This is a genomic window from Thermus neutrinimicus (assembly GCF_022760955.1).
Lineage (GTDB): Bacteria > Deinococcota > Deinococci > Deinococcales > Thermaceae > Thermus > Thermus neutrinimicus.
The window spans coordinates 1-6646 of the sequence record NZ_JAKTNU010000033.1 but is presented as its reverse complement, the minus strand read 5'-3'; the positions used below and the strand labels follow the sequence as shown (position 1 = coordinate 6646).

The window sequence follows — 6646 nt, the reverse complement described above, 5'->3', positions numbered from 1 at the left end:
CTTGGCTAAAATGCAAGCGGAGTCGGTCCCCCAGTCTCAGATGTATTGACCGATTACAAACTCTTGACACGACCTCAGACCAGGATATATAATGATAGAAAGGAGCGTGAAAAAACCATGAGCGCACCGACCAGGGATATTGGAATTGTTGTTAGTAAGGTTGGCGAGCTGGCGGTGACGGGGCTCCCATGCTTCATGTACCATGACCCCTATCACGAGCGCTTTGTCAACTATATCCGCTTACTGGTGGCCCAGAACCTGCCTGTTCTGGTCCGTCTGCATCCGGGGTGGAACTACCCTATGGAGGAGGACATCCTCCGGAAGGAAGTCGACCGCACTGGGCACGCGGTGCTGGTGGTGGGCTATGACGACGCCGCCGAGGAATTCATCCTTCTCGACCCGTGGGATCAAAGCCACTGGGGGGGAAGCAGGGGCGGAGAGTGGCGTATCGGCTACCGTGAACTTGGCCTCCTTGCCGTGGACTGCACTAGAGACGCTGTGATTACCGGTGTCTTGCCGAATGTGGAAATCCAGTTCGACGGCGTGGATGCACTCCAATGCAACGTCACGTATTCTTGTCCCGAGCCTCTCTTCCGGACCTTTATTGCAGAGGAGGCATTCCTGACGCTGACCGTGCCAAAAGGCTTGCAGCTGGACACGGACGGGGACCAGATAAGCCTTGGCCAGCTGCAGCCGGGGGAAACACGCTCCGTGGTTATTCCCGTGATCTTGGAAGACCCTGTAAACGGCGAGATTACGGCAGAGATTGATCTTGTCATCCGCTCCCTCTGGTTGCGAGACTGGAAGGAGACCATCCGGGTCGTCTCCCGTCATCGTATCACTGCTATTGAGCGGGCCATGGTCTAGCCAGGTAGCGCATAGCCTTACCGTATCCCCTATTCCGTCATCTCACGGAGGCCATGCTTCCTCAAACACTAGCCTCTGCGGGGGCGTTTTATGCATAAAGCCATCGCCACCTTGAAGGCCTTGAAGGCTAGGTTAGGGCTAGTACTTCTCACCCGAGAACTCCCATTCTCGTACTTTTTCATCAGCAGGACCCTGTCCCGCATTGGCGAGAATGTATTCTCCATCGCCGTCCCGTGGCTGGTGTTTCAGCTGACGGGCAGCACCCTACAACTCGGACTGGCCTTTGCCCTCCAGGTTGTCCCTTCACTGCTGCTAGCTCCCTTTGCTGGCGTTTACGTGGACGCCGCTTCCAGAAAAAGAGCGATGCTCGTTTCGGAGGGTTGCCGGGCACTGCTCGGTCTGGCTGTGACTGGGCTGTCCCTCCTGGGTAGCCTCCAGGTGTGGCACCTGTATCTCGCGGTGGTGGCCCATGCGGTCACCGCCAGTTTTCTTACCGTGGCAGCCGGGGCTGCTATTCCGGCCCTCGTGGACCAGGTTGACTTAACGCGCGCCAACGCGCTCATCAGGTTGAGCCGCAACCTGTGCGACATCTTGGGCAAGGTCATGGCCGGCCTACTCTTGGCCTGGCTGGGCCCGGCGTACACGTTCCTGGCGAATGCCGCCTTGACTTTCGCGTCCGCGGCTCTGTTGTTGCCGCTCCGGGGCATAGACGGGGGATCCCCAGTGGTGCGGGGCTGGCGGCCAAGGGTACTACAGGACTTTGTGAGTGGAGTGGGTATCCTGCGCCGCCACAGCGCGGCTGTGCTTGCCATGGCGGATCTGGTGGTGATCAACGTCGGTATTCCGGTCCTGGCAATAGCCCTTCCCGTCATTTCTGAAGAGGTCCTGCGCCAGGGTGCCGCTGGCTATGGGCTCCTCACCGGAGCGATGGCGCTCGGGGCCATCGTTGCCACCCTGATAGCCGCTCTGCTGGTCGGACGCATGGACGAGGGCCGATTGTCTGGGCTTGCCACGGTCCTGTTCGGCCTCCTGGTTGTTTCCCTGGGCTTCGTGAGGGCACTGGAGTGGGGGCTGCTGGCGATGACGCTTATCGGTCTGACGGCCGAATTGGTTTCGGTCTACACCTCCAGCATTCTGCAGCGGACCCTTCCTTCGGATGTCCTGGGCCGGGCCTTTGCTGCCCAGTTTACGGCCCTACGGATCGTCCCCGCGGTCGTGTTCCTGAGTGCCGGTTCTGTTCTCCAAACGTTCGGCGTGCAAACGTTCTTGATCGTGGGGGGTTCTATAACTGTTCTCATCGCGGCGCTCTTGCTCCAGCTCAGGGTGCGGGGTGCGCGAGAGAAAAACCGATGAGGTGGGGTTCCAATAGGGCCATCCGGGTTGGGGAGAGACTGCGAGGAGAAGCTACAAAGAGGAGGTGATACAAAGATGAAGCTGCGGTGGATCCAGTACATCCAAGGAGTCCCACGGTATCCTGTTCTGGCTGGCGACAAAGTCATGATCGTGGCATATAACCGGACGGTACACCAGTACGAGGTGATGGCCTGCCGCTCCCACGACGGGGAGCTCAGGTGGAAGTTAGCTCTCCCTGCCGGCGGCTACGGACGTCCAGCAACGGACGGATCGAGGCTTTACATGCTCTGGGGCCAGTCCGGGTTGGCTGCCCTAAACGTCGAGAACGGAGACCTGCAGTGGGCATGGAAAACACCGTGGCGGATCAGGAGCGGCCCGGTTCTTTTTAAAGACATGGTCTACCTATGTGCTGGAGACTCTATCATCGCCGTCAACAAAGAAGATGGGCGGGAAACACGAAGGTTCCAGGTGGGGCGAACATTTCTGTTCGGCAACCCCTGCGTCTCCCTTATTGACTCCCATCCTTTGTTGTTTGTCTTGGGTGCGGAACCGTCAAACAATTACCTGTACTGCGTCTCCCTAGACGACACGGGAGCACCCGTCAGTCTTGAGTGGAAACGGCCAATTGGTAAGACCGGAGTTGTGTCGTCGGAAACGGCCGGACCTGCCGTGGGCGCCGACCGTATCGTGATCGGATCGCTCGACGGCACAGTTACCTGCTTCGCATGCGCCACGGGGCAGGTATTGTGGACAGATCACGTGGGGGAGGTCACGATTCGCAGCGCTGCCTTTACGGATGGGGAACGTGTCTACGTCACCACACTCGGGGGCTCCATTCTCGCTTACAGCCTGCACACGGGGGCCCGGTTGTGGGAGCGGCAATTGTACGCGGAGGGGATCTGGGCCCCTCCAGCCCTGGCGGCTGGACTTCTGATCGTCCTGGGTGGTGGTGTCCTCGAGGCCATCGACCCGTCCAACGGGTCGTCCGTGGCACAAGTTGCGGTGGGTCATGGCCCCTACTCCGCCCCCGTTCCCTCCGGAACTCATGTATTCGTGGGCGGTGGGGATCCCCCGTTCACGGGCTATCTCTTCGCGGTGGACCTGGCGGTGGCCGATCCCACCAGCATGGCGGACCAAAACCTCGCCGATCTTGAAATCCAAGCTAACGATTGGGAAATTCAGATTTCCTTCCGGGTTCCACCTTTGGTTACAGACCTCTGGCTCGATGGACGGCCCCTGGGGGCGGATGCGGTGATTCGTCCTGTTCGTCGGGCAGATCGGGCTTACTTTCGCATTGCGCTCGCCCCCGGCAAGCGCATCGGAAAGTACGCCCTCCCTGTGGCACTGTGGCGCCAGGATAAGCTCATCTGGAACACGATTCTCGTCGATCTCGGAATGAACCGTGGGCCTACATTGGGGTTACCTCAGCAAGCGCGGGTCTCACATCTCATCTTTGAGCCCCAGGCCGAGCCAACTGCCAGCGGTGCTGCCGCGTTGTCGATGCTGCTTGGGCATTTTGGGCTGAAGGTGTCCCAGCAGCACGTCAAGGAGATGGCGGACTATCTGGTGGAAACGTGGCAGGTGGACCCACACCACAAGTGGTCTGGCGTGGCAATGCGAATTTCCCACGCAGGCGCCCGCGATGTGCGAGCTAAGAAGCCGTCGTAAAGGTCAACGGGAAAACTCGCCTCGATTTTACATGGCCCCTAGGATCCGCTTTTACCTCCCCCGCCCTCAGCCAGGCCCTTAGCCCCTGCAGTAAGCCCATCACCCGGGTGTCCACCAGAAGGCTCAGGCCCAGGGCGTGCAGGTAGATAGGGAGGCGGTAGATGGGGTAGAGAGAGACTTCCTTCCCCAGCGCCTCCGCCACCCAGCGTTGCAGCTTGAGCCCCGTCCACAAGCCGCCTTCAGGCGGGAGGCCTTGGCGGTAGATGAGGGCCTGCAGAACCCTCTCCCGTTCTTCTGGGGTCAGCTTTGGCGGTTGTCGTGCCTCCTATCCGGGAGGGCCTCGAGGCCCTCCCGGTTGTAGCGGGCCACGGTGGCGCAAACCCAGCGGGAGGTATGGAGGGCGATGGCGGCCACCTCCTGGGCGGTGAGGCCCTGCTTGGCGTGGTACGCCGCCAGAGCCTTCTTGATCCGTTGCTGGAGCTGGGGGAGGGTCAGGTGATCAACGACGGTCATGGGGGTAAAAAGGGTATCACCTACCACGCCACCCAGGCCTGGGCCCAGGATCTCTTTCCCGAGCCCCCGCCTTCCCACCAGTCCCTGGTCTGGTTTGCCCACCGCTACCTGGACGAGGCCATGCTGGAGGCCCTACTGCAAAAGCTCCGGGCGAGACCTGAGGAAAGGCTTTCCCGGGAGGATGAGGCGGGCCCTTTCGCCTAAGGGACACCACGGGGCTTCCCTACCGAAGCAAGGACCGCCTCCCCCGGTGGCGCAGGGGACAGGAGGCGCGGCGGGTGCGAGGGCATGGGAGGCTCTGGGCCCTTGCCCGATGGTGGAGGGGGCTAAGGCTTCTGGTTCTGGAGGGGGTTTGGGTGGGGCCAGGGTATGCCTCGGACCCCCGGCTTGGGCCGAGGGTTGCGGCGGTTTGGTCGGGAGGGTGGGGTGCTTTTGGGGGACGCGGGATTTGACGGGGAGGAGGTTTGGCGGGTGGTGAAGGGGCTTGGGGTGCGGCCCCTGATCCGGTTGCGGGAGAAGGGGGAGGTCCGGGATGCAGTGCGGCGTTGGGCGGCTTTCCACTGGGAGGATGCGCTGTATCGGTTTCGTGGAGTGGTGGAGGGGGTGTTTGGGGGGATGAAGAGCCGGTGGGCCGGGGGCTACTTGATGGAGCGCAAGCCCTCTTCGGCGATGAAGCGGATCTTCCTGGAGGCCATCGCCTATGACCTCCGGATCCTCCTTACCCTCACCCCTGTTCCCAAGGGTTCAAGCCAATTTACTAGGCAAGCCCAGGGGGCCTGAGCCCGGACAGAAACATGTGAGACTCAACATGTGAGACTCTAGAGACCCGGGATGGGATAAAAAGGAGGGGGACCGACTCCGAAAGGAGGTCCCCCAAGCGCAGCTTGCCACAGTTAGCAAAGAGGTCATAAGAGGGGCCAAGCTCGCCTTCCAGCTCGCCGAGGCTCAAGCCGGCGACCCCAAAGTCAAGGAACGCCTGCGCAAGCTCAAGCAGGTGGAGACCCTACGCCGCCACGGGGTGGACTGGGAAGAGGTCCAGGACCTGGTGGGCCTCAGCCGGGCCACCTACCACCGTTGGAAGAGGAGGCTCAAGGAAGAGGGGCTCAAGGGTTTGGTCCCCAGGTCCAGGCGCCCCAAACGCTTGCGGCGGAAGCGACACTGGACTCCTGAGCTTCTCCTGAAGGTGGAGGCTTTGAGGAAGGAGGGCTTTGGGGTGACTCAAAACTTGCACTTATCCATCCCTCTCAACCCTATGCAACCGGGGCACTTGAAAAGGGCTGCGGGTTTCCCGTCTGATGACGGGTGCCATGCCCACAGCCCAGTACCTACTCTCGGCCATCCTAGCCCTTCTGCCAAGCCCCCACCTCCAGGAGTCCCTCGAAGCCCTCCTCCTCCTGCTCTTGCAGGGCCACGGCAAAGCCAGACCCCAGCACAGCCAGACCAAGTCCCCCGCAAGGTGTTTCCCTCACGGGAAAGCAGCCGCCCTCTCCCGCTTCTTCAACCGGTATGCCTGGCCCACCCGCACCCTCATCCGCCTCGCCCGAAGGGAGGCGGAAAGGGCCCTGGACCGCGCCAGGCCCAGACGGGGTCCCAAGCCCAGGCTCCTGGTGGTCCTGGACCTGGTCACCCTGGAGAAGCGGGGCCTCCTCAGGGCCCTGCCTCTCTCCTTCTTCCACGGCAAGTGGGGCCTCCACCTGGGGGTGGTCTACCTGGTCCACGGCGAGCTCCGCATCCCCTGGAGCTACCGCGTATGGCGGGGCAAGGGGGAAAAGAGCCTCTCCCTCCTGGCCCTCAGGCTCTTAGCCTCCCTGCCCCCTTGGATGCGGAAGGCCTTCCGGGTGCGGGTGGTGGCCGATACCGCATTCGGCACCATCCGGTTTTTGCGGGGGGTCAGGGAGCTGGGATTGGAGGCGGTGGTAGGGATGCGGCGGTTTAGCATCGAGCACTTCTTCAAGGCCATGAAAAGCGAGTTCTCCCTGGGTCAGTTTGGGCAGCGGACAGCTTTGGGGGTGCACCGTTTTCTGGTGCTTTCCCCCCTGGCCTACCTGCTGGCCCACTGGGTAAAGCTGGCCTCTGAGGAGAAAGGGTGTACCTGGTGGGAGGCGGCGAGACGGCTCTTTCCTGAGCCGGTGGCCCTGATCCTTTCGCGCGAGCTCTCGCTCCTGGGGCTCTGGCCTCCACCTCCAGGGTCGTGTAAGGAATTATGTGTAGGGTTTTGTGTATAAAAGGGGGGCACCAGAAAGGA

6 protein-coding genes and 2 pseudogenes are annotated in these 6646 nt (G+C 61.6%); 7 read left to right on the top strand and 1 reads right to left on the bottom strand.

All coding sequences use genetic code 11. The annotated features are described in order from the left end of the window. Nucleotides 1-45: 45 nt before the first annotated feature. From L0C59_RS10920 to L0C59_RS10910, 3 genes are all read left to right on the top strand, one after another. Nucleotides 46-867, top strand: coding sequence for a C1 family peptidase (locus L0C59_RS10920; RefSeq protein WP_148228655.1), 822 nt, complete (start codon nucleotides 46-48; stop codon nucleotides 865-867). Between the two features lie 90 nt (nucleotides 868-957). Continuing rightward, entirely contained in the window at nucleotides 958-2220 is a 1263-nt protein-coding gene (locus tag L0C59_RS10915) for an MFS transporter (protein ID WP_028493939.1), read from the top strand. Between the two features lie 75 nt (nucleotides 2221-2295). Beyond that, the gene (locus L0C59_RS10910) at nucleotides 2296-3888 is read left to right on the top strand and encodes an outer membrane protein assembly factor BamB family protein (RefSeq protein ID WP_038032562.1); all 1593 of its coding nucleotides are present in this window, start codon (nucleotides 2296-2298) and stop codon (nucleotides 3886-3888) included. Nucleotides 3889-4188: 300 nt separating this feature from the next. On the opposite strand, the gene L0C59_RS10905 is transcribed toward L0C59_RS10910, so the two are convergent. Next, the gene (locus L0C59_RS10905; RefSeq protein WP_015717267.1) at nucleotides 4189-4401 is read right to left on the bottom strand and encodes a helix-turn-helix domain-containing protein; all 213 of its coding nucleotides are present in this window, start codon (nucleotides 4399-4401) and stop codon (nucleotides 4189-4191) included. On the opposite strand from L0C59_RS10905, the gene L0C59_RS10900 reads away from it, so the two are divergent. The 4 genes and pseudogenes from L0C59_RS10900 (at nucleotide 4384) to L0C59_RS10885 (ending at nucleotide 6626) form a co-directional block, all read left to right on the top strand. Next, nucleotides 4384-4605 carry a hypothetical protein gene (locus L0C59_RS10900; RefSeq protein ID WP_015717266.1) on the top strand — a complete coding sequence of 74 codons (222 nt, stop codon included), beginning with the start codon at nucleotides 4384-4386 and terminating at the stop codon, nucleotides 4603-4605. The two genes, L0C59_RS10905 and L0C59_RS10900, sit on opposite strands and share 18 nt — an antisense overlap. Then, a pseudogene (locus L0C59_RS10895) lies at nucleotides 4593-5162 on the top strand (transposase); the annotation flags it as partial. The gene L0C59_RS10900 and the pseudogene L0C59_RS10895, both read left to right, overlap by 13 nt. Before the next feature lie 146 nt (nucleotides 5163-5308). Further along, nucleotides 5309-5605: pseudogene (locus L0C59_RS11175) on the top strand (helix-turn-helix domain-containing protein); the annotation flags it as partial. Nucleotides 5606-5708: 103 nt separating this feature from the next. Then, nucleotides 5709-6626 carry an IS701 family transposase gene (locus L0C59_RS10885; RefSeq protein WP_423247933.1) on the top strand — a complete coding sequence of 306 codons (918 nt, stop codon included), beginning with the start codon at nucleotides 5709-5711 and terminating at the stop codon, nucleotides 6624-6626. The last annotated feature ends 20 nt before the right edge of the window (nucleotides 6627-6646 follow it).